The 25,195-nt window shown below is 70.6% G+C and carries 20 protein-coding genes and 4 pseudogenes; 16 read left to right on the top strand and 8 right to left on the bottom strand.

Features of this window, described 5'->3' with window-relative positions; all coding sequences use genetic code 11:
- Positions 1-2: 2 nt before the first annotated feature.
- The 4 genes from ACWDZ4_RS07720 to ACWDZ4_RS07735 all read right to left on the bottom strand — a co-directional run bounded on the left by ACWDZ4_RS07720 (position 3) and on the right by ACWDZ4_RS07735 (position 4,711).
- Positions 3-1,073 (bottom strand): ABC transporter substrate-binding protein, encoded by a 1,071-nt coding sequence (locus ACWDZ4_RS07720; RefSeq protein ID WP_451507513.1) that lies wholly within the window; start codon positions 1,071-1,073, stop codon positions 3-5.
- Between the two features lie 490 nt (positions 1,074-1,563).
- A complete protein-coding gene (locus ACWDZ4_RS07725) occupies positions 1,564-2,793 on the bottom strand; it encodes an acyl-CoA dehydrogenase family protein (RefSeq protein WP_451507514.1) in 1,230 nt (409 codons plus the stop codon).
- A 14-nt stretch (positions 2,794-2,807) separates the two neighbouring features.
- Complete coding sequence (locus tag ACWDZ4_RS07730) at positions 2,808-3,374, bottom strand: winged helix-turn-helix domain-containing protein (protein ID WP_451507515.1); 567 nt, start codon at positions 3,372-3,374, stop codon at positions 2,808-2,810.
- Positions 3,375-3,664: 290 nt separating this feature from the next.
- Positions 3,665-4,711 (bottom strand): amino acid ABC transporter permease, encoded by a 1,047-nt coding sequence (locus tag ACWDZ4_RS07735; RefSeq protein WP_451507516.1) that lies wholly within the window; start codon positions 4,709-4,711, stop codon positions 3,665-3,667.
- 695 nt (positions 4,712-5,406) lie between these two features.
- Here ACWDZ4_RS07735 and ACWDZ4_RS07740 point away from each other — a divergent pair.
- The 11 genes and pseudogenes from ACWDZ4_RS07740 to ACWDZ4_RS07790 all read left to right on the top strand — a co-directional run bounded on the left by ACWDZ4_RS07740 (position 5,407) and on the right by ACWDZ4_RS07790 (position 13,754).
- A complete protein-coding gene (locus ACWDZ4_RS07740) occupies positions 5,407-6,558 on the top strand; it encodes an LLM class flavin-dependent oxidoreductase (protein ID WP_451507517.1) in 1,152 nt (383 codons plus the stop codon).
- The gene (locus tag ACWDZ4_RS07745) at positions 6,555-7,094 is read left to right on the top strand and encodes a GNAT family N-acetyltransferase (RefSeq protein ID WP_451507518.1); all 540 of its coding nucleotides are present in this window, start codon (positions 6,555-6,557) and stop codon (positions 7,092-7,094) included. Before ACWDZ4_RS07740 ends, ACWDZ4_RS07745 begins: the two co-directional genes overlap by 4 nt.
- 29 nt (positions 7,095-7,123) lie before the next feature.
- Positions 7,124-8,074 (top strand): ABC transporter substrate-binding protein, encoded by a 951-nt coding sequence (locus ACWDZ4_RS07750; protein WP_451507519.1) that lies wholly within the window; start codon positions 7,124-7,126, stop codon positions 8,072-8,074.
- Between the two features lie 21 nt (positions 8,075-8,095).
- Positions 8,096-9,118: an amino acid ABC transporter permease gene (locus tag ACWDZ4_RS07755; protein WP_451507520.1), complete on the top strand. Its 1,023-nt coding sequence runs from the start codon at positions 8,096-8,098 to the stop codon at positions 9,116-9,118.
- Positions 9,115-9,900, top strand: coding sequence for an amino acid ABC transporter ATP-binding protein (locus tag ACWDZ4_RS07760; RefSeq protein WP_451507521.1), 786 nt, complete (start codon positions 9,115-9,117; stop codon positions 9,898-9,900). The genes ACWDZ4_RS07755 and ACWDZ4_RS07760 overlap by 4 nt, the downstream gene beginning before the upstream one ends.
- Before the next feature lie 38 nt (positions 9,901-9,938).
- Positions 9,939-10,922, top strand: a complete 984-nt coding sequence (locus ACWDZ4_RS07765; RefSeq protein ID WP_451507522.1) for an ABC transporter substrate-binding protein — start codon at positions 9,939-9,941, stop codon at positions 10,920-10,922.
- Between the two features lie 87 nt (positions 10,923-11,009).
- Positions 11,010-11,576, top strand: coding sequence for an NADPH-dependent FMN reductase (gene ssuE, locus ACWDZ4_RS07770; RefSeq protein WP_451507523.1), 567 nt, complete (start codon positions 11,010-11,012; stop codon positions 11,574-11,576).
- 51 nt (positions 11,577-11,627) lie between these two features.
- Positions 11,628-11,912, top strand: a pseudogene (locus ACWDZ4_RS07775) (glutathione S-transferase family protein); the annotation flags it as partial.
- Positions 11,827-12,204, top strand: coding sequence for a putative leader peptide (locus ACWDZ4_RS07780; protein ID WP_451507524.1), 378 nt, complete (start codon positions 11,827-11,829; stop codon positions 12,202-12,204). The pseudogene ACWDZ4_RS07775 and the gene ACWDZ4_RS07780, both read left to right, overlap by 86 nt.
- A 74-nt stretch (positions 12,205-12,278) precedes the next feature.
- Positions 12,279-12,398 (top strand): annotated as a pseudogene (locus tag ACWDZ4_RS07785) (LLM class flavin-dependent oxidoreductase); the annotation flags it as partial.
- 228 nt (positions 12,399-12,626) lie between these two features.
- Positions 12,627-13,754, top strand: a complete 1,128-nt coding sequence (locus tag ACWDZ4_RS07790) for an LLM class flavin-dependent oxidoreductase (protein WP_451507525.1) — start codon at positions 12,627-12,629, stop codon at positions 13,752-13,754.
- Positions 13,755-14,065: 311 nt separating this feature from the next.
- Here the strand turns inward: ACWDZ4_RS07790 and ACWDZ4_RS07795 are convergent.
- A pseudogene (locus tag ACWDZ4_RS07795) lies at positions 14,066-14,534 on the bottom strand (IS630 family transposase); the annotation flags it as partial.
- A 251-nt stretch (positions 14,535-14,785) separates the two neighbouring features.
- Positions 14,786-15,949 (bottom strand): magnesium and cobalt transport protein CorA, encoded by a 1,164-nt coding sequence (locus ACWDZ4_RS07800; protein ID WP_451507526.1) that lies wholly within the window; start codon positions 15,947-15,949, stop codon positions 14,786-14,788.
- A gap of 173 nt (positions 15,950-16,122) precedes the next feature.
- On the opposite strand from ACWDZ4_RS07800, the gene ACWDZ4_RS07805 reads away from it, so the two are divergent.
- A complete protein-coding gene (locus tag ACWDZ4_RS07805; protein WP_451507527.1) occupies positions 16,123-17,271 on the top strand; it encodes a winged helix DNA-binding domain-containing protein in 1,149 nt (382 codons plus the stop codon).
- 39 nt (positions 17,272-17,310) lie between these two features.
- On the opposite strand, the gene ACWDZ4_RS07810 is transcribed toward ACWDZ4_RS07805, so the two are convergent.
- On the bottom strand, positions 17,311-18,150 hold the full coding sequence (locus ACWDZ4_RS07810; protein WP_451507528.1) for a response regulator transcription factor: 840 nt from the start codon (positions 18,148-18,150) through the stop codon (positions 17,311-17,313).
- 102 nt (positions 18,151-18,252) lie between these two features.
- Between ACWDZ4_RS07810 and ACWDZ4_RS07815 the strand changes: the two genes are divergently transcribed.
- Positions 18,253-19,932 (top strand): AMP-binding protein, encoded by a 1,680-nt coding sequence (locus tag ACWDZ4_RS07815; protein WP_451507529.1) that lies wholly within the window; start codon positions 18,253-18,255, stop codon positions 19,930-19,932.
- A gap of 94 nt (positions 19,933-20,026) precedes the next feature.
- Positions 20,027-20,518 (top strand): annotated as a pseudogene (locus ACWDZ4_RS07820) (AMP-binding enzyme); the annotation flags it as partial.
- 125 nt (positions 20,519-20,643) lie between these two features.
- On the opposite strand, the gene ACWDZ4_RS07825 reads toward ACWDZ4_RS07820, so the two are convergent.
- Positions 20,644-21,444 (bottom strand): hypothetical protein, encoded by an 801-nt coding sequence (locus ACWDZ4_RS07825; RefSeq protein ID WP_451507530.1) that lies wholly within the window; start codon positions 21,442-21,444, stop codon positions 20,644-20,646.
- Between the two features lie 265 nt (positions 21,445-21,709).
- On the opposite strand from ACWDZ4_RS07825, the gene gcl reads away from it, so the two are divergent.
- Complete coding sequence (gcl, locus tag ACWDZ4_RS07830; protein ID WP_451507531.1) at positions 21,710-23,485, top strand: glyoxylate carboligase; 1,776 nt, start codon at positions 21,710-21,712, stop codon at positions 23,483-23,485.
- A gap of 182 nt (positions 23,486-23,667) precedes the next feature.
- Positions 23,668-25,131: a vanadium-dependent haloperoxidase gene (locus tag ACWDZ4_RS07835; protein ID WP_451507532.1), complete on the top strand. Its 1,464-nt coding sequence runs from the start codon at positions 23,668-23,670 to the stop codon at positions 25,129-25,131.
- The last annotated feature ends 64 nt before the right edge of the window (positions 25,132-25,195 follow it).

The following is a 25,195-nucleotide window of genomic DNA, read 5'->3' on the forward strand; positions in this document are numbered from 1 at the left end:
GATCAGCTCCCGCTCGTCGAAGTGGAGGAGGCCGCCGAGGAAGCCTCTGCACCGCCCTTGCCGGCGGCGTTGAACTCATTGGTGTAGAGGTCCGACAGGGTGACCTGTCCCTTCCGGATGTCACCGCGGTCGGCCAGCCAGTCGATCCACAACCGGAGTTCCTTGCCGGTGATCCGGCCCGCCGTCTCGGCGACGCCGTAGGACCGCCAGAACTTCAGTGGTGCGGTGTCCTCGTTGCGGCCGCGCTTCTTCACGATGCCGGTCATCCGGGCGACGACCTCTTCGCGCGGGGTGGAACGGGACCACTCGATGGCCCGCCCCACGGCGGTGACGAAGATCCGGGCCGTCTCGGGGTTCTGCTTCAGGAAGCGGTCCGTCATCACGAAGGTGCCGGCACTGAACGAGCCGAGCAGCTCATGGTCCGTGAACAGTGGACGGATGTTCCCGGCTGCCAGGGCCTTGTCGCGCAGAATGCCGCCGAGCACGGCCACGTCGATCTGCTTCTGCCGGAGTGTCTGCTCGGTGTTGACCGGTGGAACCACGAGTGGCTCCACTTCTTTGATCTCTGTCCGGGACAGGCCGCCTCGTTGCAGATAAATGTCGAGCATGGCCTCGGAATGCGCCCCGAGGGTGTTCATTCCGACCTTCTTGCCGAGCAGGTCCCGGGCCGAGCGGATCGGACTGTCCTTGAGGACGTAGAAGCCGTTGTAGGCGTGTTTGTCGGAGCCGTAGTAGCTGATGACGGCCTTGATGGGGGCGTTGCTCGCGGCCAGTTTGACGACCGCGCCGTTGAAGGCACCGCCGAAGTCGGTCTGGCCCGTGGCCGCGGACTGGATGTCCTGCGGCCCGCTGATGGTGTTGCCGACCCACTTCAGCTTCACGTCCTGGAGATAGCCGAGATCCTCGGCCAGCTCCGGCAACGTGACCTGGCCCGCCCAGCCCTGGTACCGGAGCGTCCTGGTCCGGCCCTTGCCGGAGGTGGCTCCGGTCGCGGTGGTGCCGCAGCTCACGACCACGGCAGAAAGGCCGAGCAGGGAGAGGAAGTGGCGTCGGGTCGATGCCGTCGTGGCCATGGAGAAGTCCTGTTCAAGTGAAATGGGGACTGGCGTGCAACAGTCGGCCTGGAGAAGCGCCGGCCGAAAATGGTGCTCGCCAATGGGGTGAAAGCAAGGCGGGGACCAAGGGGAAAAGGAATCCTGTCAGGAATTCCTGCGAGGAATCAGTCGTCTACGACAGCAGCGATGTGGTCGCGGTGGCCGACTGTGAAAATGAGCGGGAGAGAGAAGCGTCCGTCAGCCTGTTCAGTGGCCGACGGCACAGATGGCGCTGGCCTGGCGTCGCAGATCGACGTACAGGAGCGCGGCGAGGTTCTCGGACTTGCTCACAGCCACGAGAATTGCAGCGAAATCCAGCCCAGTCAATGTCGTCCGCGCGGGCGTCTCATATTCTCAACGGGCCGACATGTGAGTGAAGTGCGGTGTTCACAATCGCCTGCTTGCCGGGTTGCGTGGCGAATGCTGATCGTGCCGGGCCGGCCGGTGAAAAGCCGAGAAACTCGCGCGGTCAGACGGGCAGGACGAACGGAGGGTGTGCACCGTTGAGGAAGTAGTCCCCGACATCTCGGAGCCGGTCGGTGACGGGTTCGTACAGGGTGTGGGTCCGGGCATTGCGCCAGAAGCGGTCGAAGCCCAGCCGTGCGGACGTGGAGCGGACGCCGATGATGTCGAGGGCGCGGGCGGTCGACTCCTGCGCAGCCCTGGAGGCGGCAGTTTCGGCCATGGCCACGAGGACGGAGATCTCCGCGTACTCGTCGTAGGTGACGTCCTCGCCGCGCGCCAGCCCGGCGTGTACGGCTTCCCGTGCTTGGTCGGCGAGTGCGGACGCGGAGCGTGTAAGGACGGTGAGTTCTCCGTAGGTGGTCAGCACCCGCGGGTCCTGGAGGGAGTCGGCCGGCAGGGCGGGGTGCCAGGGAGTCCGGCCCGCCCGGCTGTAATCACGGGCTTCGGCGAGCACTCCTTCGGCCATGCCCAGACAGAGCTGGACGGAGAGGAGACGCCCGATCGGCGATGCCAGCGCAGCCAGGGGCGACAGGACTGCCTCGTCCGTGGACAGGGAGCCGAGTACGTCGTGGGCGGCGACCGGTACGGCATCGAACTCCACACTGCCGGCAGCCGCGAGCCGCTGGCCGAAGGTGTCGGCGTCGGGGTCGATCCTCACGCCGTGATGGGCGGGGTCGACGACGATGGCGAGTGGTTCACCGGTGCCGGCTCGTACGGCCCGCACGGCGAGGCGGTCGGCGACCAGGACTCCGGTGCTGTAGCTCTGCCGGCCGTCGAGCACATGGCCCCTGGCTTTCCTGGTCAGTGTCAGAGGCAGTTCCTGACGGGCTAAACCACCGCCCCAGCACCACTGCTCCGCCGCGGACCTCCGCTCGACCCGAGCGGCGAGAGCGGGCTCGGTGAAGAACCCGGCGCTCCACGACAGGAAGTAGTGACAGCCGAGGAGTTGACCGATCGCGCCGTCGGCGGCGGCGATCTCCCGGACGACGGCGTAGGCCGTGGCCCAGTCCGCGCCGCCTCCCGAGAGTTCGGCCGGTGTGAGGAGCGTCAGCAGTCCCGCCTCACGCAGCCGGGACACCTCGTCGAACGGGGCCTTGCCCGCCTGTTCCCGGGTCACCGCGTCCGTGGCCAGGTCGTCCGCCGTCTCGCGGGCCACGCGCAGCCAGTGCGCACGGCCGGGCCCGGTCCGGTCGGATTCCGGGGAGGGGCCGGACGGCGCAGTGGCAACGCCCATGGCGGTGGGTCTCCTCAAGGTCGGCTGCACGGTGCGGTGTCGGGGCTCTCCTGCTGGTCGGGCACGTACTTGTAGCCCACTCGCCGTACGGTGACGATGCGGTGCCGGTGGGCCTTGCCCATCTTGCGGCGCAGGCGCGCGATGTGGACGTCCACCGTGCGGCCGTCGCCGATGTGGTCGTAGCCCCAGATGCCGGCTATCAGCTGCTCGCGCGAGTGCACCTGGTGGGGATGCTGAACAAGATGGGCCAGCAGCGCGAACTCCAGGTACGTGAGGTCGAGTTCGCGTCCGTCCAGCTCTGCGGCATGCCGCGCGGGATCGATGCGGACGGCACCGCCTCCCGTCTGCGCGGGAGGTGAGTCCGTGTAGGCGACCGGCCGGATCTCCGGCCGTGTCACGTCCTTCGCGAAGAGCTGGGCGGGATCGGTGCCCGCGGGGACGAGCACGAGGTAGCCGACGAGGGGTGCGGAACCGTGTTCCCCGGTGGCGCTCTGTGAGGTATCGCCCACGAGGCGGAGATGGCGCATGTCGGGGAGTGGCGAATTCGATGGAGCGGCCTGGGCCGGAAGTGCCGTGGTCATGGCGGTCGTCCTTCAGAAGTGCGTCGGGCCGTCAGGCGCGGTGAGTGGGTTCGCCTGAGCGCCTGGATGAGGGAGAAGGAGCGGAGCGGCGCGCGCAGGGTGTGGGCCGCGTGCCTTACGCGCGACAGCACGCGGCGCTGACGACGTGACCAAAGTCGACATGCCGACGACGAACGAGTCGCTGCTGCGTGTGGGCCATGCGCATCATCCTGCGCACCCGTCGGGCGGGCCGTCAATACATTCCTAGTAATTCGATAGGGAATGTAGGGAACGCAACACCGTGGATGGGCTCACCGGTCACCGTCGGCTGCCGGGCGGGCGCCGGGCGCGGTCGCCCTCTCCAGCCGGGCGTGAAGAGCCGCCAGATGGACCCTGAGCCTCTGCAGGGGCGTGGGGGGCAGGGCGCGGGCGGAGCCACGCGCGTAGTGGCGCTCGACGTAGAACTGTCCCGCGCTGAGCACGGTCGTGACGGCGATGTACCAGAGGGTGGCCACCATCAGCAACGGGATGACCTGGTACGTCTGGTGGTAGACCAGCTGCACCGAGTACAGCAGGTCGTGCACGGCCAGCACGCTGACGATGCTGGTGCCCTTGAGCGTGCCGATCAGCATGTTCCCGGCGGTCGGCACGATGGAGCGCATCGCCTGTGGGATGACGATCCGGCGCAGTGTGCGCCGTCTGCCGATGCCGAGAGCCTGGGCGGCCTCCGTCTGGCCGGAGTCGACGGAGAGGATGCCGCCGCGTACCACCTCGGCGGCGTAGGCGGCTTCGTGCAGGGTCAGGCCGATGACGGCGGTGAGGGTGGGGCCGAGGAGGTTGACCGTCTGTACGGTGACGAACTGCGGCCCGAAGGGGATGCCGAGGCCGAGCGTCGGGTAGAGGGCGCCGATGTTGAACCAGAACAGCAGCTGCACCAGCAGCGGAGTGGACCGGAAGATCCACACGTAGCCCCAACTCAGCGCGCGCAGCACCGGGTTGGCGGAAAGCCGCATCACGGCCAGGGGGATGCCGAGCAGGAAGCCGAGCACCATCACCACGCCGGTCAGCCACAGGGTGAGCAGCAGCCCGTCGAGCACGGCGGCGGTGGTGAAGTGCCGGCCGACCACATCCCACTGGAAGGCACGGTTGCGCACGACGGAGTTGACCACCATCGCGAAGAACAGCAGCGCGGCGGCTGCGGCCAGTCGGCGGCCGACGTGTCGGAGCGGCACGATCCGGGGCGGATCGTCGTCCGGGCCTGGGCGGCCCGGGGTCCGGCCGGAGGTGTTGAGGCGTTCTGCGGGTGGGACGGACGCGGTGATTCGGGAGGGACGGGTGATGTCGGACGGTGAGACCATCAGGAGGCTCTCCAGGGGAGGGATCCGCGGGCACGGGTGACCGGCGGCGGCACACGTCTGTGGAAGGCGCGCACACACGGCGCGGGTACGGGGCGGTGTCTGGTTCTTCCGGCGTCATCACGCTCGCCGCGTCCCTCGACGCGGGCCGGTGCGGCTGCCGCGCGCGGCGGAGCCGGTCCGTCCTCGATCGTATGGGCGCACCGTGCGCGTGTGTCAACCACGCACGCGAACCGCTCGGCACCGGTCCGGGATCCGGGCCGTAGTTGACGAGAAGCGAGATGTACTGCTCAATTGGTCGCATGAACGCCGACCAGCGCCTGGTCACCCGCGACCACATCGACTTCGGTCGGGTGTGGTCCGCCGCGTGTTGCGCCTGACGCGGCAGCGGGCCGTCTGACCGGCCCTTCCCTCCCTCGGTGCCCCCGTCGTGGGCCGAGTTCCCCCCTTCGCGGCGCCGTCGTACGCATGCGCTGAACACACGCTGAATCCGCGTACGGACGGTCCTGCGAGACCTGACACGCGCTGCCGCGCCCGATCTCGCCCGAGGCCCGTGCCCCGGCGTCATCACACCTGCTCACCACCTGGTTCCCCGCACCCCGAAGCGCCGCCACACCTGGGCGCACCGAGGGCTGCTCCGCCGTGCCCGCGTGCTGCCCACGGCTCGGCCCAGAGGACTTGAGGAAAGGCCATCTCCCATGCCAGTGCAGTTCCTTGGCATCGCCGCCACCAACGACGGCTCCGAAACCACCCCGCGCTCCGGCGCCGCCTTCGACAAGGAGTACACGCTCCGGCTCGCCCGGGCGCACGAGGACCACGGCTGGGACCGGGTGCTGTTCGCCTACGGCTCCGGATCGCCGGACCCCGCGCCGGCCGCCGCTCACATCGCGAGCAGGCTGGACCGCCTCCAGATCCTGCTCGCGCACCGGCCCAACGTCTCGTACCCGACCTTCGCCGCGAAGACCTTCGCCACCCTCGACCAGATCAGCGAGGGCCGGCTGACCGTGCACTTCATCACCGGCGGCAACGACCGCGAACAGGGCCGTGAGGGCGACACCCTCACCAAGGACGAGCGCTACGCCCGTACCCGCGAGTACATCCGGATCGTCAAGAAGATCTGGACCACCCGTGAGCCCTTCGACCACGAGGGCGAGCACTACCGCTTCCGCGACTTCGTCAGCGACGTCTTCCCGGTCCAGCAGCCCCGCCCGGACGTGTCGTTCGGCGGCTCGTCGCCCGCCGCGTACGCAGCCGGGGGCGCCGAGGCCGACATCTACTGCCTGTGGGGTGAGCCCCTGGCCAGGACCGCCGAGCAGATCGAGGCAGTGAAGGCCGCCGCGAAGGCCGCGGGCCGCACCGACGTGCCGCGCATCCAGGTGGCGTTCCGCCCGATCATCGCCCCGACCGAGGAACTGGCCTGGGAGAAGGCCCACCGCACGGTCGGCGCGATCAAGGCCCGCAAGGAGAAGGGCGAGGCGATCACCAAGCGCCACCACGGGCAGGCCCGCCCCCAGGCTGCGACACCTCAAAACGTCGGCTCGCAGCGGCTCGTCGCCATCGCCGAGGCGGGGGAGCGCTACGACCGTGCCCTGTGGACCCCGACGGCCGCCGCCACCGGTGGCGCGGGCAACTCCAACGCCCTGGTCGGCACCCCCGAGACGGTCGCCCAGGCGCTCCTCGACTACTACGACCTCGGCGTCGACATCCTCTCGGCGCGCGGCTACGACCTGCTGGGCGACGCCATCGACTTCGGCCGGTACGTGATCCCGATCGTCCGCGAGGAGGTCGCCAAGCGCGACGCCGAGCGGGCTGCCCGCGGCACGCAGAACCTCGCGGCGGTGAACGGATGACCTCCGTCGCACCACCTCCCGCGGCCGCGGCCGAGCCGGCGGTCGTCCAAGTGGCCGTGTCCGACCCGCGGACGAGACCGCTGCTGCGCGAACTCGGCGACGAGTACTCCACGCGCTACGGCAGGGACGCGCACGCCGAACTCGCCCGCTACCCCGAGGAGGAGTTCACCGCCCCGCACGGCGGGATGCTGCTCCTGCTCCTCGAACACGGCGAACCGGTCGCGGGCGGCGCCTTCCGCCGGTACGACGACGGGACCACGGCCGAACTGAAACGGATCTGGACGCACTCCGCCCACCGTCGGCGCGGCCTGGCCCGCCGTGTCGTCGCCGAGTTGGAGCGTGAGGCGGGCGCCCGCGGCTACCGGCGGATCCACCTGACCACCGGTCCGCGCCAGCCCGAGGCCCGCGGCCTGTACCTGGCCACCGGTTACACCCCGCTGTTCGACACGCAGGCCGACCCGGAAACCATCGGCCCGCTGCCCTTCGAGAAGCACCTGCCGGCCGCACCACACCAAGGAAAGGCAGCCGACCTGTGAGCGCCCGTGGCATCAGAACCCGTCTGCGCATGACCGCCGGCATCGTGCTGCTGCCCGTACTGACGCTGACCGCCTGCGGCTCCGGCGACACCTCCCCGGCGGGTGCCCAGGCGTCCTCCGCACCGACCGACGACCCGGTCGCCGCCGTACGCAAGGTGGACGCCGTCGCCGCCCTGCTGCCCGCGGACGTACGCAAGTCCGGCACGCTGCGGGTCGGAAGCTCGGTCGGGTCCCCGCCCGGGGCGTACTACCCATGGGGATCCCCCCGCTCGCGCGAAGCCGAGAGTGGGGGAGGGCAGGACGAGCCGCCCGCAGGCCAGGACATCGACGTCGCGGACGCGGTGGCCGAGGTCCTCGGTGTGAAGCTGGAGCGGCAGGACGCCTCCTTCGAGACGATCCTGCCCGCCCTCGGCAGCGGCAAGTACGACTTCGGCACCGGCAACTTCGGGGTCACGAGCGACCGCCTGAAGGTCATCGACTTCGTCACGTACATCAACGACGGCCAGGGCTTCGCGGTGAAGAAGGGCAACACCGCGCTCAAGGCGAAGGTCACCGACCTCACCCAGCTGTGCGGGCTGGCCATCGGCACCGGCGCCGGCACCACCTTCGAGGCGACCCTCACCGCGCAGAAGGGCGTATGCGCCAAGGCGGGCAAGAAGCCGTACGACGTGAAGGTCTACTCGGAGAACGCGGCGACCCTCACCGCGCTCCAGCAGGGCCGGATCGACGTGATCATGTCGACCATCAACGGCCTGCGCCACCAGGCGGCGCAGCCCGCCTCGGGGACCACCTTCCTCGGCGAGTACCACCGCCTCGACGTCGGCTTCGCCTTCAAGAAGGGCTCCCCGCTCACCCAGGCGTTCCAGGCCGCCGTCAACGAGCTGATCAAGGACGGCACGTACGCCCGGATCCTCAAGAAGTGGGGCACCGCCCCCTCCGCGATCGGGACATCGCGGATCAACCCGCCCGAGCACACATAAGAGCTGAGCAGGAACACCACGATGAGCCCGACCACTGACACCGCGCCGCCCAGCGCCGCCCTCCCGGGCGGCGGCCCCGAAGCCCCGCCCACGCCGGACGACCCGGCCTCGCTCGAGGTGGTCCCCGCCCGCCACTACGCGCGCTGGGCGGCGGCCGTAGCCGTGATCGTGCTGGTCGCCCAGTTCGTGCACGGACTGGCCACCAACCCGGTCTGGGAGTGGAACGTCTTCCGCGACCACATCCTGTCCGAGACGATCGTCCAGGCGGTGTGGGTCACCCTCCAGCTCACCCTCTACGCCACGGTGCTGGGCTTCCTCCTCGGCACCGTCCTGGCCTTCATGCGGCTGTCGCGCAGCCCGGTGCTGCGGACCGTCGCCTGGACCTACATCTGGATCTTCCGGTCCATCCCGATGATCGTCCAGCTGGTGTTCTGGTTCAACCTGAGCGCGCTGTACGAGAGGCTGGGCTTCGGCATCCCCTTCGGCCCGGTGTTCTGGTCCGTCGACAGCAACAGCATCATCGGCACCATGGGCGCGGCCATCATCGGGCTGACGCTGCACCAGGCCGCCTACGCCGCCGAGATCGTGCGCGGCGGCGTCATCGCCGTCGACCACGGACAGCTGGAGGCCGCCGCGGCGCTGGGCATTCCCCGGCTGCGGCAGATCCGCCGGATCGTGCTCCCGCAGGCCATGCGCGCCATCCTGCCCACGGCCGGCAACGAGATCATCGGCCTGCTCAAGGGAACCTCGGTGGTCTATGTGATGTCCATCGGCGAGCTGTTCTACCAGGTGCAGGTGGTCTACGGACGCAACGGCCGGGTGATCCCGCTGCTGCTGGTCGCCACCGCCTGGTACGTGGTGCTGACCTCGCTGCTGTCGGTCGCCCAGTACTACGTGGAGCGCCGCTACGCCCGGGGCGCCAACCGCACCCCGCCGCCCACCCCGGCCCGGCGCGCCCGGCGCTTCGTCCGCGACCTGCGCGCGGCGGCGGCGCAGCGCAACCAGCCCGTCGTACCCCTGAAGCCCTTGGGAGACAGCCGATGAGCGAGGTGACGGCGGACGTCAACGACGTGATGGTGGACGTCCACGGCGTCCACAAGAGCTTCGGCCCGCTGGAAGTCCTGCGCGGCGTCGACCTTCGGGTCCGCGCCGGCGAGGTCACCGTGGTCCTCGGCCCGTCCGGCTCCGGAAAGTCCACACTGCTGCGGACCATCAACCACCTGGAGAAGGTCAACCGCGGCTGGATCGCCATCGACGGCGAGCTCGTCGGCTACCGCCGATCCGGCGGCAAGCTGCACGAACTGAAGGAGAAGGACGTTCTGAAGCAGCGCACCCACATCGGGTTCGTCTTCCAGAACTTCGACCTCTTCCCGCACCTGACCGTGCTGGAGAACCTCGTCGAGGCTCCCGTCTCAGCCCTGCGCCGCCCTCGCAGGGAGGCGGACGGGACCGCCCGCCGGCTGCTGGAGCGGGTCGGTCTCGCCGACAAGACCGACGCCTATCCGCGGCAGTTGTCCGGAGGGCAGCAGCAGCGCGTGGCCATCGCCCGCGCACTCGCCCTCGAACCCAAGGTGCTGCTCTTCGACGAGCCGACCTCGGCGCTCGACCCGGAACTGGTCGGTGAAGTCCTCGACGTCATCAAGGACCTGGCCCGTACCGGAACCACCATGATCGTCGTGACCCACGAGATCGGCTTCGCCCGCGAGGTCGCCGACACCGTGGTGTTCATGGACGGCGGTGTCGTCGTGGAGCAGGGGCCGCCCGCGGCCGTACTGGACGATCCGCGGCACGAGCGCACCCGCGCCTTCCTCTCCAAGGTCCTCTGACCAACCCTCACCTCACCTCCCACGCAAGGAGCACGTCCGTGTCCACCTCGATCGCCCGCCGTACCGCCGCTGCCGCGCTCGGACTCACCTCCGCCCTCGTCCTCGCCGCCTGCGGCAACCCGTCGGAAGGCGGGACCACGGAGGTCGCGGACACGTCGGGCAGCAAGACGAAGATCAACATCAGCCCCGGCCAGAACCGCGTCACCACCGACGAGGTCGACTCCATAGCCGCCGAGGTCCCGGAGGAGATCCGCGAGAGAGGCACCCTGGAGATCGTCGACTCGTCCGGCTCAGCGGCGCCGCTGACCTTCTTCGCCACCGACAACAAGACCGTCATCGGCGTCGAGCCCGACCTCGCCTCTCTGGTCGCCGATGTGCTCGGCCTCAAGCTGCACATCAACACCGTCTCGTGGGAGAACATCTTCGTCGGCCTCGACAGCGCCAAGTACGACGTCGGCTTCAGCAACATCACCGTCACCGAGGAGCGCAAGGAGAAGTACGACTTCGCCACCTACCGCGAGGACAACCTGGGCTTCGAGGCGAAGAAGGGCCGTGGTCTCAAGATCGACGGACCCGAGGACGTGGCGGGCAGGACGGTCGCGGTGGGCAGCGGCACCAACCAGGAGAAACTGCTGATCGAGTGGAGCGAGGAGAACGAGAAGGCCGGCCGGAAGCCGGTGGACATCAAGTACTACCAGAACGACAGCGACACCTACCTCGCCCTCCAGTCGGGCCGGATCGACCTCTACCTCGGGCCCCACCCGACCGCCGCCTACCACGCGGCCACCACTGGGAAGACGGAGGTCGTCGGCACCTCCTCCGGTGCCGGCACCACCCTCCAGGGCCTCATCGCGGCCACCACCAAGAAGGACAGCGGCCTGGCCGAGCCGCTCGCCGACGCGCTCAACGAGGTCATCGACAACGGCACGTACGCCAAGGTGCTGGAGCGCTGGGGCCTGTCCGGCGAGGCCGTGACCAAGTCCGAGATCAACCCGCCCGGACTGCCCAGGACCAACAAGTAGCCGTCGCGGAACGCGGGGCCGCAGTACGCCGCGATACCCGGCCCCGTACCAGTCCCACCCAAACCTTACGCTTCAGAAGGGTCCACCATGGCCACCGTCCTGTCCGTCTCCGGAAGCCCCTCCGCCACCTCTCGTACCGCCCGCCTGCTGCGCCACCTGGACGAGCGGCTCACGGCCCAGGGACACGAGGTGATCCCGCTGGACGTCCGCACCATCCCCGCCGAGGCACTGCTCGGCGCCGACTTCCGGCACCCGGCGATCGTCGAGGCGACCGCACTGTTCGACCGCGCCGACGGGGTCGTGATCGGCACGCCCGTCTACAAGGCCGCCTACTCCGGGCTGCTGAAGTCCCTGCTCGACCTGCTGCCGCAGTACGCCCTGGTCGGCAAGACGGTCCTGCCGCTGGCGACCGGCGGGACCACGGCGCACGTCCTGGCGATCGACTACGCGCTGCGCCCGGTGCTCAGTTCCATGGGCGCCGCGCACATCGTCCAGGGCTGGTTCACGCTCGACAAGGACATCGCGGTGGGTGACGGCGGCACCCTGACCGTCGCGCCGGGCCCGGCCGAGGCCCTCGCGCAGGTCGTCGACCAGTTCTCCGAAGCCCTCGGCAGCCGTACGGCCCTCCTGGCGGCCGCCGGGCGAGCAGCGTGACCGTGACCGCCGACGACGAGCGAAAGGCGTGAGCCTCCGTGAGCCTCACCGGGCGACGAAATGACCGTCGCTGACGTGCAGTTGCGGGTGACCCCGGCGCAACTCGGCACCGTGCACCGTCTGCACCTGGACACTGCCGCGGTCCACCGCATCACCGGCCATCCGCACCTGTGGGCCTACGCACGGCGACTGGCCGCCCACCCCGCCCCCGGCACCCACCCCGACCTGGACGGCATCGCCCGCAGGCACCATGCCCACTGCCGAGGGCCGGAGGCCGCAGGGGCGGCGGTGCAGATCCTGGACTGGTCCGTACACACCGTGGACGGGGTCGCCGCCCAGCCTTCCCAGCAGTGTCCGGACGGCTTCACGGAACCGCAATACGCTCTCCACCTTCGTCCGTCCGGCCCCGCCTGGCCTGCGACGACATGGGGTCTGCCAGGCCGGAGCACGGCGGGGCCCGTTCCGAGCAGGACCAGCGGCCCGAAGAGCGGAGGTGACGGTGTTGTCCCCCGTTCCCCGCGTGTTCGTCCCGGCGGTCGGGGTTCGCGCCGCGCAGGGCTGCGTCCGCCTGTTCTCCCGGCCCCACATCGACCTGCAACGGGTGGCCGGCGCCCTCTGTTGTCCCTGACCTGTTCCTCGCCGCTGAGCCCTTCGTGCGAGGGCCGGTGATCACATACGGTCGACCAGGAAGGCACCCTTTCCGTGTCCGCACCTTCCCCTCTTCACCTTGCCGTGGCGCTGGACGGCGCGGGCTGGCACCCGGCCGCGTGGCGCGAGCCGGCCGCCCGGCCCCACGCCCTGTTCACCGCCGGTCACCGGGCTCCACCTGCACGCCGACGCAGGCGGACTCGCCCACGCCCGGCACCGTGCCTCGCCCGAACTCTTCCCGTCCGACATCGCCCCCGTTCTGCGACGCGACCTCCCCGACCCGCCGTTCCCCTGGACTCCGGTCATCGCCGAACCCGCACCCGAGACCGAACCTGAACCCGCACCCGAGACCGAACCTGAACCCGCCCCCGCTCACTGACCGCTGAGGAGCAACACCCGATCATGTCCGGCATCCCTCTCGGAGTCCTCGACCTCGTCCCGATCTCGTCCGGCTCCACCGCCGCAGAGGCGCTGCGCAACACCATCGACCTGGCCCAGCAGACCGAGCGGTTCGGCTACACCCGCTACTGGTTCGCCGAGCACCACCTCAACCCCGGTGTGGCCGGGACCTCTCCCGCCGTCGTACTGGCCCTGACCGCCTCCGCCACCTCCACGATCAGGATCGGATCCGGTGCCGTACAGCTCGGTCACCGCACCGCCCTGTCCACCGTGGAGGAGTTCGGGCTGATCGACGCCCTGCACCCCGGGCGACTCGACCTGGGGCTCGGCCGCTCGGGCGGACGTCCCCCCGGACGGACGTCAGGGCCCCGGCCGGTCACGACCCCCGTCGTCGACGGGGGCGCCCCCAACGGGCTGAGGATCCCGCCACGGTTCTCCCCCGAGCACCTGATCGGCTCGCCCCGTTTCCTGCTCCAGCAGCAGCTCCTGCACCAGCCCGGCGCCGGCCCCCAGGACTACGGCGAGCAGGTCGACGACATACTCGCGCTCCTGCGCGGCGACTACCGTTCCGCGGACGGGACCGAAGCACACGCCATCCCCGGCGAGGGCGCCGAGGTGCAGGTATGGATCCTCGGCAGCAGCGGCGGGCAGAGCGCCGACGTCGCGGGCCGCAACGGCCTGCGCTTCGTCGCGAATTACCACGTCAGCCCGGCCACCGTACTGGAAGCAGCCGAGGGCTACCGCGCCGCGTTCCAGCCGTCCGACCACCTCGACAAGCCCCACGTCAGCGTCTCCGCCGACGTCGTCGTCGCCGAGGACGACGCGACCGCCCGCGAACTGGCCACCGGCTACGGCCCGTGGGTCCGCAGCATCCGCACCGCCGAGGGCGCCATCCCCTTCCCGACCCCGGAGCAGGCCCGCGCCCACACCTGGACCGCAGCAGACCGGGACCTGGTCGCCGACCGGGTCGACACCCAGTTCGTCGGCTCCCCGGGGCGCGTCGCCGACCAGCTCGAACAACTGCAGGAAGCCACCGGAGCGGACGAGCTGATCATCACCACCATCACCCACGACCACGCCGACCGGGTGCGCTCCCACCAACTCCTCGCAGAGGAGTGGCAACGCCGATGAGCTGGTCGCGGTCCAGTTCCTGACGCCGTGGGGCGGCCACGCCCGTATGCCTGCCCCGCCTGTCCCGGGCAGGTACGCCGAGTCTCGCCGGCCCCGGTGCACGACGCCTTCCCGGGCAGCCGTCGACGCCGTCGGGGGCTGACGCACAGGAAGCAGATCGACTGCGCCTCCCCTCCCTCACCACCGCGGCGCCCTGCTCCCGCTCGGTAGCAGGAAACGCTTTGGCGAGGCGCCGGTGCGTGGTGGTGATACGGGGCGGACGTGCGAACGATCGGGGGCTGAAGTGGCAGGGCCGGCGGAACTGTACGGGCTGGTGTGGAGTGCAGGTGGACCGCGGATGCGCCGGCAGCCACGACGTGATGGCCGGGGTCTTGCGGGTGGCGTAGTTGTCCGGCCGAGGTGGACATCGAGACCGGCAGGTACTTCACGGTCAGGACCTCTTGAACTCCTCGGCGCGGTGGCGGCGGTGCAGGGCGCGGACGTAGTCGCGGGTGGTCCGCTGCGGAACTTCGGGCATCATCGGCAGCACCGGCAGTGAGCGGTCCAGCGCCTCTTTCTGTCGTCGACGCAGAACACCAACGCCCGATCCGGCGGGTCCAGGCAGAGGCCGACGACGTCGTGGACCTTGTCGATGAAGTACGGATCCTTCGACAGCATGAACGTCTACGAGCGGTGCAGGTGCAGACCGAATGCCCGCCGGATCCGCGACACGGTCGACTGCGACAAGCCGAGTTCCTTCGCCATCGCTTGGTCCGGCTCCCGCGGGCGCCGTGGCGGCGTAGGGCCGCGCCTCTCGTCCCCGTTCGAGACTGGGTGGCACGGCGCAAGCTGTGCGACCCAGTCTGTCGTTACGCCGCGTAGTGGCTTGCCGGGAGCCACAGTGGGCCGGTCCCAGGTGGAACCGCTGTCCGTAGGGAGCGCCACGTCGTTGCGACTCGCGGCGCATTCTCCCCAGGTTCTCCCCAGGGGGTTGAAACGTTCCCTCAGGGGTATTCGCAATAGCGAATCAGGTCGATGTCTCCGGTCATCGCCTACAGCCAGTCCCGCTTCTTGAAGATGAAGTACAGGCTCGTGCACACCGCTGCCATCAGCAGGATCGCGAAGGGGTAGCCATACACCCAGTGCAGCTCCGGCATGTGGTCGAAGTTCATGCCGTAGATGGTTCCCACCAGTGTGGGTGCAAAGAGGATGGCCGCCCATGACGAGATCTTCTTGATCTCCTCGTTCTGCTCGAAGCCCGCCTCGGCGAGCGCCCGCATCTCCGCGTTCTGCTGCTGCGTGACCAGCGTGGCGTTGACCGTGAGGATGTCGGCCAGGGCCTGGCGGAAGCCGTCGACGCGTTCGCTGATGTGCGTGACGTGGTCGGCCACGTCACGCAGGTAGCGCTGGAGCTCCTCGTCCGTACGGTACTTCGCGAAGCCCGCCATCAGGTTGTGCAACATGCTGACCAGGGGGCGGGTGGCGCGCTGGAACTCGACCATCTCGCGGGAGAGTTCGTAGATGCGGCGGGAGACCTCGGGGTCGCCGCGGAAGACCTCGGTCTCGATCTCGTCGACGTCGTTCTGCACCCCCTCGACGACCGGGGCGTAACCGTCGACGACGGAGTCGAGGATCGCGTACAGCACCGCTTCCGGCCCCAGCGCCAGCAGCTCGGGGGCCTCCTCCATGCGCCCGCGTACGGCGGAGAGGTCGGGCGCGGCGCCGTGGCGGACCGTGATGAGGAAGTCCTGGCCCACGAAGACGTGCAGCTCGCCGAAGTCGACCTCCTCCGCCGCGTCGAGGTAGCGGGCCGCGCGCAGCACGACGAAGAGCGTCTCGCCGTAACGCTCCAGCTTCGGGCGCTGATGGGCCTCCAGGGCGTCCTCGACGGCGAGCGGGTGCAGGTCGAACTCGGCGGCGAGGGAGTGGATTTCGTCCTCGGACGGGCGGTTCAGTCCGATCCAGGCCATGCCGTCGGGGTACTCGCGCAGTTGGCGGAAGGTCTCGGCGAGCGAGTCGGGCGTGGAGACCCGGCGGCCGTCGCGGTAGAGCGCGGCGTGCACGATGCCGACGCCGTCGGGCTGCACGCCGTCATGCCGTACGCCGTCGGGGGACGCGGCGGGGCCCCCGGCGGACGGCACGGCCGGCGGTGGGGGCTGTCTGCGCCAGGCGTGCTTCTTCGGGGACAGCACGGGACGGGCACGTCGTTCCGCCATCGCAGATCTCACCTTCCGTGGAGAACCGGGCACGGGCGCGGGCATGGATGTGGGAGTGGGGGTGGACATGGGCATGGACATGAACCCGGGCAGGATATACGCCCCAAATGTCAGCGGCATCGCCTTGTTCCCGCGGACCGGAACGGTCCGCAAGGGTCAGTAGCCTGCGGAGCATGGCCTCCCAGACGCAGCACCAGAAGCAGACGGACCCGGCGCCGGCGCACCCAGTGCTCAGCGTCCGCGCCCTCAATCGCGCCACCCTGGCCCGCCAGTTGCTGCTGCGGCGTACCGCCATGTCCGCCAAGGACGCCGTCGGGCACCTCGTCGGCCTCCAGGCGCAGAACACCAAGCCGCCGTACTTCCAGCTCGCCGCCCGCCTCGACGGTTTCGACCCCGAGGAGTTGTCGGGGCTCATGGCCTCCCGCGAGGTCACCCGCCTGGTCACCCTGCGCTCCACCCTCCACACGCACACCGCGGACGACTGCCTCACCCTGCGCCCACTCGTCCAGGCCGCGCGCGAGCGTGAACTCGGCATGTTCCGCGGGGGACTCGCCGGTGTGGACCTGGAACGGCTGGCGGCGATGACCCGTCAGCTCGTCGAGGAGCGGCCCAGGACCCTGAAGGAGATCCGGGAGGCACTGCTGAAGGAGTGGCCCGACGCCGAACCGCTCGCCGTCGGTGTCGCAGCCCGCTGCATGCTGCCCCTCGTACAGGTCACGCCGCGCGGTCTGTGGGGTCAGAGCGGCGGGGTCGCGCTGACCACGGCCGAGCAGTGGTTCGGCCGGGCGTCCGAGCCGCCCCCCGCGCCCGACGCGACCGTACTGCGCTACCTGGCGGCCTTCGGCCCCGCCTCCGTCAAGGACATGCAGACCTGGTGCGGGCTGACCCGGCTGCGGGCCGCCTTCGAACGGCTCCGGCCGCGGCTGGTCACCTTCCGGGACGAGCACGGCACCGAGCTCTTCGACCTCCCCGGCGCGCCCCGCCCCGAGGAGGACACCCCGGCGCCGCCCCGTTTCCTCCCGGAGTACGACAACCTGCTGCTCGCCCACGCCGACCGCACCCGCGTCGTGCCGGTGGAGTACAGGACCCGCATCTGGACGGGCAACCAGGGCCTGCCCACGTTCCTCGTGGACGGGTTCGTCGCCGGGCTCTGGCGGCTGGAGGAGGACCCCCGGAGCAGCGCCGCCGTTCTGACGGTCGAGCCCTTCGGCACGCTCACCCGCGCACAGCGGGCGGCGCTGGCGCGGGAGGGGGAGTACGTCCTCGCCACCATGACGTCGGCCACCGTGCGCGACGTACGGTTCGGCGCCCTCCCGGCATAGGGCGGGGCCGGGGGAGGGGGGCGGGGAGGGGCGTGACGGTCACGGGAGCAGGCCCGTGCGGCGGGCCGCCACCACCGCCTCCAGGCGGGTGTGCGCGCCCAGCTTCCGCATCGCGGAGCGCAGATAGCCCTTCACCGTCTCGGGGCGCAGGCCGAGCCGTTCCCCCGCCACGGCGTTCGTCGAGCCCGCCGCGACGCAGGACAGCACGTCCACCTCGCGCGGCGTCAGCGCCACCCGGTGGGCGCGCCCGCGCACCGGGCCTTCGCCGGCCGCGGCCGCCAGCCGGCCGCAGACGGAGGCGAGCTCCTCGCGCAGCGCCGGATCGGTGATGCGCGGAGCCAGGGCGCGCAGTTCGCTGTGCACGCCTCTGACCAGCTCCCACGCGCCGGGGCACGCCGCCGGCTCGCGCGCCGCCACCAGCAGCCGCCGCACCTCGTCCCGTACGACGAGGGACTGCTCCACATCGCGCGCCGCCGCCATCGCCGTGTTCAGCACGCGGTCACCGAGCGGCAGTGCCTCGCGCAGCGCGGCGTACAGCACGCCGCGCACTTTCCGGCGTACGACCACGGGCACCGCGAGCACCGAACGCAGGCCCTCGGTGGCCACCGCCATGTCGTACTCGTGGGTGATGTGGCGCGACGACCGGTAGTCCGTGACCGCGCACGGGCGCGAGAGCACCATGGACTTCCCGCCGAGTCCGCTGCCCGCCGTGACGACGAGACCGTGCAGCGCGCCGGTCGCCGCACCGCTCAGCTCGGCGATGCGCAGCGTGCGGCCGCCGTCCGGCAGCAGCCCGCCGAAGGCGACCGGCAGCCCGGTGGCCCGGCGCATCCGCGACAGGGCCGCTCGCATCTCCGCCACCTCGGCGACATCCCCCATGAGTGCATCCCTTCACCCCCGTACGGGGGTAGTGACCATCGCGTCACTGATTACACGATGACAGTGGGCGGTCCGGCAATGGCCCGGCGATCAGGAGGACACATGACGGCACGAGGCGCGACGGAGAGTTTCCGGGCGGCCAGGGACTTCCTGCTCCGGCACCGGGAGGACTACGAGACGGCGTACGAAGGGTTCGTCTGGCCGCGGCCCGAGCGGTTCAACTGGGCGCTCGACTGGTTCGACCGGATCGCCGAGGGCAACGCCAGGACCGCCCTGCACATCGTGGAGGAGGACGGCGGGCGCACGGAGGTCTCCTTCGAGGCGATGTCGGCGCGCTCCGCGCAGGTCGCGAACTGGCTTCGCGCGCAAGGCGTCGGGCCGGGCGACCGCGTCCTGGTCATGCTCGGCAACCAGGTGGAGCTGTGGGAGACCGCGCTCGCCGCGATGAAGCTGCGCGCCGTGGTCATTCCGGCGACGCCGCTGCTCGGCCCCGCCGACCTGCGGGACCGCATCGAGCGCGGCGGGGTGCGGCACGTGATCGTGCGGGACCAGGACGCGGCGAAGTTCGACGAGCTCCCCGGGGACTGCACGCGCGTCCTCGTCGGGGGCGGTGCCCGCGACGGCTGGCTTCCGTACGCCGGTGCCGACGGCTCCCCGGCCGCCTTCGAACCCGACGGGGTGACGCACGCCGACGACCCGCTGATGCTCTACTTCACGTCCGGCACGACGGCCAGGCCCAAACTCGTCGAGCACACCCATGTCTCGTACCCCGTCGGCCACTTGGCGACGATGTACTGGATCGGGCTGAAGCCCGGCGACGTCCACCTGAACATCTCCTCGCCCGGCTGGGCCAAGCACGCCTGGTCGAACCTCTTCGCCCCGTGGAACGCCGAGGCGACCGTCTTCGTCCACCACTACACACGCTTCGATCCCGCCCTGCTGATGGCCGAGATGGACCGCGCCGGCGTCACGAGCTTCTGTGCCCCGCCCACCGTGTGGCGCATGCTGATCCAGGCGGACCTCGGGCAGTTGCGCACGCCGCCGCGCGAGGCGCTGGCGGCCGGTGAGCCGCTCAACCCCGAGGTCATCGAGACCGTACGGCGCGAGTGGGGGGTGACGATCAGGGACGGCTTCGGGCAGACGGAGACGGCCGTCCAGGTCGCCAACACCCCGGGACAGCGGCTCCTGGCCGGCTCCATGGGGCGTCCCAGCCCCGGCTTCGTCATCGAACTGCTCGATCCGGTCACGGGGGAGCCGGGGGTGAGCGAGGGCGAGATCTGCCTCGACCTGTCCGCGCGGCCCGTCGGCCTGATGACCGGTTACCACGGCGATCCGGAGCGTACGGCGGAGGCGACGGCGGGCGGCTACTACCGCACCGGCGACATCGGTTCGCGCGACGCCGACGGGTACATCACCTACATCGGGCGCGCCGACGACGTCTTCAAGGCGTCCGACTACAAGATCTCCCCCTTCGAGCTGGAGAGCGCGCTGCTGGAGCACGAGGCGGTGGCGGAGGCGGCGGTCGTACCCGCCCCCGATCCGCTCCGCCTCGCCGTGCCGAAGGCGTACGTCGTGCTCGCGCACGGGTGGGAGCCGGGCCCCGGCACGGCGAAGCTGCTGTTCGAGCACTCCCGGTCGGTCCTCGCGCCGTACCAGCGGATCCGGCGCATCGAGTTCGCCGAGCTGCCGAAGACGGTGTCGGGCAAGATCCGCCGGATCGAGCTGCGTGAGCGTACGGCGAAGGGTTCGGCGGCGGAGTACGACGAGGGGGACCTGCGATGAACACGGACACGGACACGGACCCGTACGTGAACTCGTGCAGCACGGCACCGGTTCCACGCCGCTCCTCGGCGACACGGTCGGCCAGAACCTCGACGGCGTGACGCTGCCGCGCGGCGAGGCGGGCGAACTGCGCACCCGCGGCTACGGCGTGATGCCCGGCTGCCGGGGCGAGCCCGGCAGGACCGCGGAGGTCATCGGCGCGGGCCGCTGGATGCACACCGGCGACCTGGCGCTGATCCGCGAGGACGGCTGTGTCCAGATCGCCGGCCGCATCAAGGACATGATCATCAGGGGCGGCGAGAACGTCTGCCCGCGGGAGGTCGAGGAGTTCCTGTACGGCCACCCCAAAACCTCCGACGTCCGGATGGCCGGTGTCCCGGACGACCGCTACGGCGAGGAGATCCCGGCCTGCGTCGCCCCCCGCGACCGGGACGGCCCGCCGACGCCGGACGGGATCACCGCGTACTGCCGCGACCGTCCGGCCCACTGCAAGGTCCCGCGCCGCCTGCGGATCAGGGAATCGTTCCCCGTGACGGTCGGCGGGAAGGTCGGAGAGGTGGACCTGCGCGAGCGGTACGCCGAGTAGTGCTCACGCGTCGCTCGCGCGACAGCGGCAGCGGCGCCGGGACCCACAGTTCGTGGCGCAGGCACACCCGGGGCCGGTATTGCCGGGCCCGGGTCCGGCGGGTGAGCGCGCCGCCGGACCCGCGCCTACCCGTCGGCGCCGGTACCGAGCAGCTCGTCCGCCGGGCGGTTGACCGGTTGCGGCGTCCCCGTGAGGTCCATGACGAAGAGCGGGACCCCGAGGGTGTCCGCGCCGGCCCGTGCGTCGTCGGCGTACCCGGCGAGGGAGAAGAACACGCTCACCGCGGACGCGCTGAGGCCGTTGAGCCACAGGCACTCGACGTCGCGCAGAGTGGCGGGGCGCGTGGTCGGGTCGACCTGGGCGACCAGGCCGGGCGCGCGCAGGTCTATGCCGGAGGCGGGGCGCTCGGGGGACTGCATGATGTCGCGGAACCCGAGCCACTTGAGGTAGAGCGCCGCCGCGGTCACCGCGTCCCGCGCGGTCCTGATCGTCATCGGGCGGAACCTCGGACGCGGGAGAGCCGCGCCCGGCGGCAGCGGAACGGAGAACGGAGAGCCGCCGGCGGCGGGGGCGGTGGCCGGTCCGGCCCCGGCGGCCGACGGCGGTGGCGTGCGCGGTGGTGCGGCGCGCGGCGGCGAGGTGTGCGACGGCGGTGCGGTGCGCGGCACGGGGCGTACCGGTATGCGGAGCACCGCACCGCACGCACACCCCAGCTCGGGCTGCGGCCACTGGTCCTGGCGCCCGCACGCGCCGCAGCGCACGGTCACCCAGGTGTCGGTCCAGGTGCGGTGGGTGATCCGCTCCGGGGCCGCGCCCCGTAACAGCGGCGGCGCCAGCGGCTCCCCGCACGCGCAGGGGAAGACCGGCGGCGTGAAGGTGTGCTGGCGACGGCACGCCGGGCAGCGCACCGGCACGTTCTCTCCCATGACCGTTCCCCTCCGGACCGTCGGCGACTGGCACGTGACCGGCATGTGACTCCGGTACGTGTGACTGCGGTACGTCGCCCATCGTCCACCAAGAGCGATGCCTTGGGGAGGGGCTTCGGGCATTGCCGCTCTTGACGCGCGCCGGACCTCACTTTAGATTGCTTCCGTATAGCAGAATCGAAATTCCGCATTATGGAAACCATGGAGTGAGGCTCACCGGCCCGCAGCGGTGAGATCGCTCCGACTGGCCGAGCAGGAGTACGCGATGCCTCGAATGACCGCAGCCCGAGCCGCAGTTGAGATCCTCAAGCGCGAAGGCGTCACGAACGCGTTCGGTGTGCCGGGCGCGGCGATCAACCCGTTCTACAAGGCCCTCCAGGCGGGCGGTGGGATCGACCACACGCTCGCCCGCCATGTCGAGGGCGCGTCCCACATGGCCGAGGGCTACACCCGCACCAAGGCGGGCAACATCGGCGTCTGCATCGGTACGTCCGGCCCCGCCGGCACCGACATGATCACCGGCCTGTACTCCGCGATCGGTGACTCCATCCCGATCCTGTGCATCACCGGCCAGGCGCCGACCGCGGTGATCCACAAGGAGGACTTCCAGGCCGTCGACATCGCGTCGATCGCCAAGCCGGTCACCAAGTGGGCGGTCACCGTCCTGGAGGCCGCGCAGGTCCCCGGCGTCTTCCAGCAGGCGTTCCACCTGATGCGCTCCGGCCGCCCCGGCCCGGTCCTCGTCGACCTGCCGATCGACGTCCAGCTCACCGAGATCGAGTTCGACCCCGAGACCTACGAGCCGCTGCCGGTCTACAAGCCCGCGGCCACCCGCAGGCAGGTCGAGAAGGCCGTCCAGATGCTCGTCGCGTCCGAGCGGCCGCTGATCGTCGCGGGCGGCGGCATCATCAACGCCGACGCGTCCGGGCTGCTGGTCGAGTTCGCCGAGGTGACCGGTGTCCCGGTCGTCCCGACCCTGATGGGCTGGGGCATCCTCGCCGACGACCACGAGCTGAACGCCGGCATGGTCGGCCTCCAGACCTCGCACCGCTACGGCAACGCGACCTTCCTGGAGTCGGACTTCGTCCTGGGCATCGGCAACCGCTGGGCCAACCGTCACACCGGCGGCCTGGACGTCTACACCAAGGGCCGTACGTTCGTCCACGTCGACATCGAGCCCACCCAGCTCGGCAAGATCTTCGCCCCGGACTACGCGATCGCCTCCGACGCCAAGGCCGCGCTGGAGCTCTTCGTCGAGGTGGCCAAGGAGCTCAAGGCCGCGGGCGAGCTGCCGGACCGCTCCGCGTGGGCCGCCTCCGCGCAGGAGCGCAAGGCGACCCTCCAGCGCCGTACGCACTTCGACAACGTGCCGATGAAGCCGCAGCGCGTGTACGAGGAGATGAACCGCGCCTTCGGCCCCGAGACCCGGTACGTCACCACCATCGGCCTCTCGCAGATCGCCGGCGCGCAGATGCTGCACGTCTACCGCCCGCGCCACTGGATCAACTGCGGCCAGGCCGGCCCGCTCGGCTGGACGATCCCGGCCGCGCTCGGTGTCGCCACCGCCGACCCGGAGACCCCGGTCGTCGCGCTCTCGGGCGACTACGACTTCCAGTTCATGCTCGAAGAGCTGGCCGTCGGCGCGCAGCACAACATCCCGTACGTCCACGTCCTGGTGAACAACGCGTACCTGGGCCTGATCCGCCAGGCGCAGCGCAACCTCGACATCAACTTCCAGGTCAACCTGGAGTTCGAGAACATCAACTCCCCGGAGCTCGGCGTCTACGGCGTGGACCACGTCAAGGTCGCCGAGGGTCTCGGCTGCAAGGCGATCCGCGTCACCGAGCCGGACCAGCTGCTGCCGGCCTTCGAGGAGGCGAAGAAGCTCGCCGCCGAGTACCGCGTCCCCGTCGTCGTCGAGGCGATCCTGGAGCGCGTCACGAACATCTCGATGGGCGTCCAGATCGACGGCGTCAACGAGTGGGAAGAGCTGGCCACCGAGCCGGGTCACGCTCCCACGGCGATCCGTCCGCTCGCCTGACGGACCCCGCTCCCACCTCCGCTCCATCCCGGAACCCGGCCTGCTCGCGCAGGCCGGGTTCCGGGCGTTCCGGCGTGCGCCCTTGCGCATTCCCGGCGTGTCCTCGGTTTGCGGAATCCGGACATAACGGTTGATCTTTACTCAGCGTCCCGTCCGGTCGTACCGCTTCGATGGAGTGCTCCGTGCGCCAGAACTTTCCCTTTTCGTCCGGCTCGTCCGGCATGTTCAGCTCGTCCCGTCCGGGTGTCCGAGCAGCCGTCGGCCTTGCCGCGGCGCTCGCGCTCGTCGCGGTCCCGGCCGCGGCCGGACCCACGGCGGCGGCCGCCGCCGACGCCCGCCCGGCGCCTTCGGCGGACCCCGCCGCGGTCCGCGACTGGAACGCCCTCACCACCGAGATGGTCGGCGTCCACCTGGGCCCCTCGCACCCCTCCGGGCAGGGGGCCGTCTGGCACAGCTTCGTCTCCGTCGCCGTCTACAACGCCGTGGTCGGCATCCAGGGCCGTTACGCCCCCTACAAGTGGCGGGTGAAGGGACCCTCCACCGCATCGTCCGAAGCGGCGGCCGTGGCTGCGGCCCACCGCGTACTGCTCGACTGCTTCCCCGCCTCGCGGACCCGCCTCGACGCCGCGTACGCCGAATCCCTCGCGAAGATCCCCGACGGACGCGCGGAGCGGCAGGGCGTGGCCTTCGGGGAGCGCGCCGCCGACCACATCCTCAAGCTCCGCGAAGGAGACGGCCGGCACGCGCCGGTCGAGTTCACCGCCGCACCCGCACCCGGCGTCTGGCGCCCCACCCCGCCCGGCCGGCAGCCCTACCTCGACGCCTGGCTCGGCAGGCTCCGCCCGATGACGCTCACTTCCCCCGACCAGTTCCGTCCCGGCCCCCCGCCCGCCCTGTCCTCGGCCCGCTACGCCCGGGACCTGAACGAACTCAAGACCATGGGGGCGAAGACCGGCTCGGGCCGAACCGCGCGCCAGACCGAGACCGCCCTCTTCTTCGGCGGCAACCTGCTGGTGCAGTTCCAGACGGGCATCCGGGACTACGCCGACCGGCACCGCCTCGGCATCGCCGACACGGCGCGGCTGTTCGCCGCGGCGAACGTGTCGGCGACCGACGCCGTCGTCGCCTCGTGGGACGCCAAACTCCACTACGGCTTCTGGCGGCCCGTCACCGCCATCCGCATGGCCGGCACCGACGGCAACCCCGCCACCGCGGCGGACCCGAAGTGGCAGCCGCTGGCTCCGAACACGCCGCCGCACCCCGACTACATCAGCGGCCACGCGACGGTCGCCAGTGCCGTACTGCGGGCCGTGACCGGAATTCTGGGCACCACGCGCCTCGACCTCCACGTCCGTTCCGAGGCCACCGGCACCGCACGGCACTACAAGCACGCCGACCAGTTCAACAAGGACATGATCGACGCCCGGGTGTGGGTCGGAGTCCACACCCGTACCGCGGACGTCGTCGGGTGCCGTGCCGGCAACCGCATCGGAACCTGGGTGCTCTCCCGCCACTTCCAGCCGCTGGGCCGGCCGGCCGCTTCACCGGTGTCGCATCCGTCGCAAGTGACGCAGGCGTCACCGGTGTCGCAGTCGTCACAGCAGTCGCAGTCGTCACAGCCGACTCCGCCCAAGTGTCCGAGTTGAAGTCCAAATATCCCTCTAATCGGTTAATTAACCCGCATGGGGACATGACAGTCCCCACGGTGGG

It is taken from the genome of Streptomyces sp. NPDC003016, assembly GCF_053591455.1.

Excerpts from the sequence above, each read along its gene's own strand:
- ACWDZ4_RS07800 (WP_451507526.1), bottom strand. The coding sequence starts at position 15,949 with ATGGCGGAACGACGTGCCCGTCCCGTGCTGTCCCCGAAGAAGCACGCC.
- ACWDZ4_RS07735 (WP_451507516.1), bottom strand. The coding sequence starts at position 4,711 with ATGGTCTCACCGTCCGACATCACCCGTCCCTCCCGAATCACCGCGTCC.
- ACWDZ4_RS07760 (WP_451507521.1), top strand. The coding sequence starts at position 9,115 with ATGAGCGAGGTGACGGCGGACGTCAACGACGTGATGGTGGACGTCCAC.
- ACWDZ4_RS07750 (WP_451507519.1), top strand. The coding sequence starts at position 7,124 with ATGACCGCCGGCATCGTGCTGCTGCCCGTACTGACGCTGACCGCCTGC.
- ACWDZ4_RS07730 (WP_451507515.1), bottom strand. The coding sequence starts at position 3,374 with ATGACCACGGCACTTCCGGCCCAGGCCGCTCCATCGAATTCGCCACTC.
- ACWDZ4_RS07815 (WP_451507529.1), top strand. The coding sequence starts at position 18,253 with ATGACGGCACGAGGCGCGACGGAGAGTTTCCGGGCGGCCAGGGACTTC.
- ACWDZ4_RS07810 (WP_451507528.1), bottom strand. The coding sequence starts at position 18,150 with ATGGGGGATGTCGCCGAGGTGGCGGAGATGCGAGCGGCCCTGTCGCGG.
- ACWDZ4_RS07725 (WP_451507514.1), bottom strand. The coding sequence starts at position 2,793 with ATGGGCGTTGCCACTGCGCCGTCCGGCCCCTCCCCGGAATCCGACCGG.
- gcl (WP_451507531.1), top strand. The coding sequence starts at position 21,710 with ATGCCTCGAATGACCGCAGCCCGAGCCGCAGTTGAGATCCTCAAGCGC.
- ACWDZ4_RS07825 (WP_451507530.1), bottom strand. The coding sequence starts at position 21,444 with ATGGGAGAGAACGTGCCGGTGCGCTGCCCGGCGTGCCGTCGCCAGCAC.
- ACWDZ4_RS07745 (WP_451507518.1), top strand. The coding sequence starts at position 6,555 with ATGACCTCCGTCGCACCACCTCCCGCGGCCGCGGCCGAGCCGGCGGTC.
- ACWDZ4_RS07790 (WP_451507525.1), top strand. The coding sequence starts at position 12,627 with ATGTCCGGCATCCCTCTCGGAGTCCTCGACCTCGTCCCGATCTCGTCC.
- ACWDZ4_RS07740 (WP_451507517.1), top strand. The coding sequence starts at position 5,407 with ATGCCAGTGCAGTTCCTTGGCATCGCCGCCACCAACGACGGCTCCGAA.
- ACWDZ4_RS07720 (WP_451507513.1), bottom strand. The coding sequence starts at position 1,073 with ATGGCCACGACGGCATCGACCCGACGCCACTTCCTCTCCCTGCTCGGC.
- ACWDZ4_RS07805 (WP_451507527.1), top strand. The coding sequence starts at position 16,123 with ATGGCCTCCCAGACGCAGCACCAGAAGCAGACGGACCCGGCGCCGGCG.
- ACWDZ4_RS07780 (WP_451507524.1), top strand. The coding sequence starts at position 11,827 with ATGCCCACTGCCGAGGGCCGGAGGCCGCAGGGGCGGCGGTGCAGATCC.
- ssuE (WP_451507523.1), top strand. The coding sequence starts at position 11,010 with ATGGCCACCGTCCTGTCCGTCTCCGGAAGCCCCTCCGCCACCTCTCGT.
- ACWDZ4_RS07755 (WP_451507520.1), top strand. The coding sequence starts at position 8,096 with ATGAGCCCGACCACTGACACCGCGCCGCCCAGCGCCGCCCTCCCGGGC.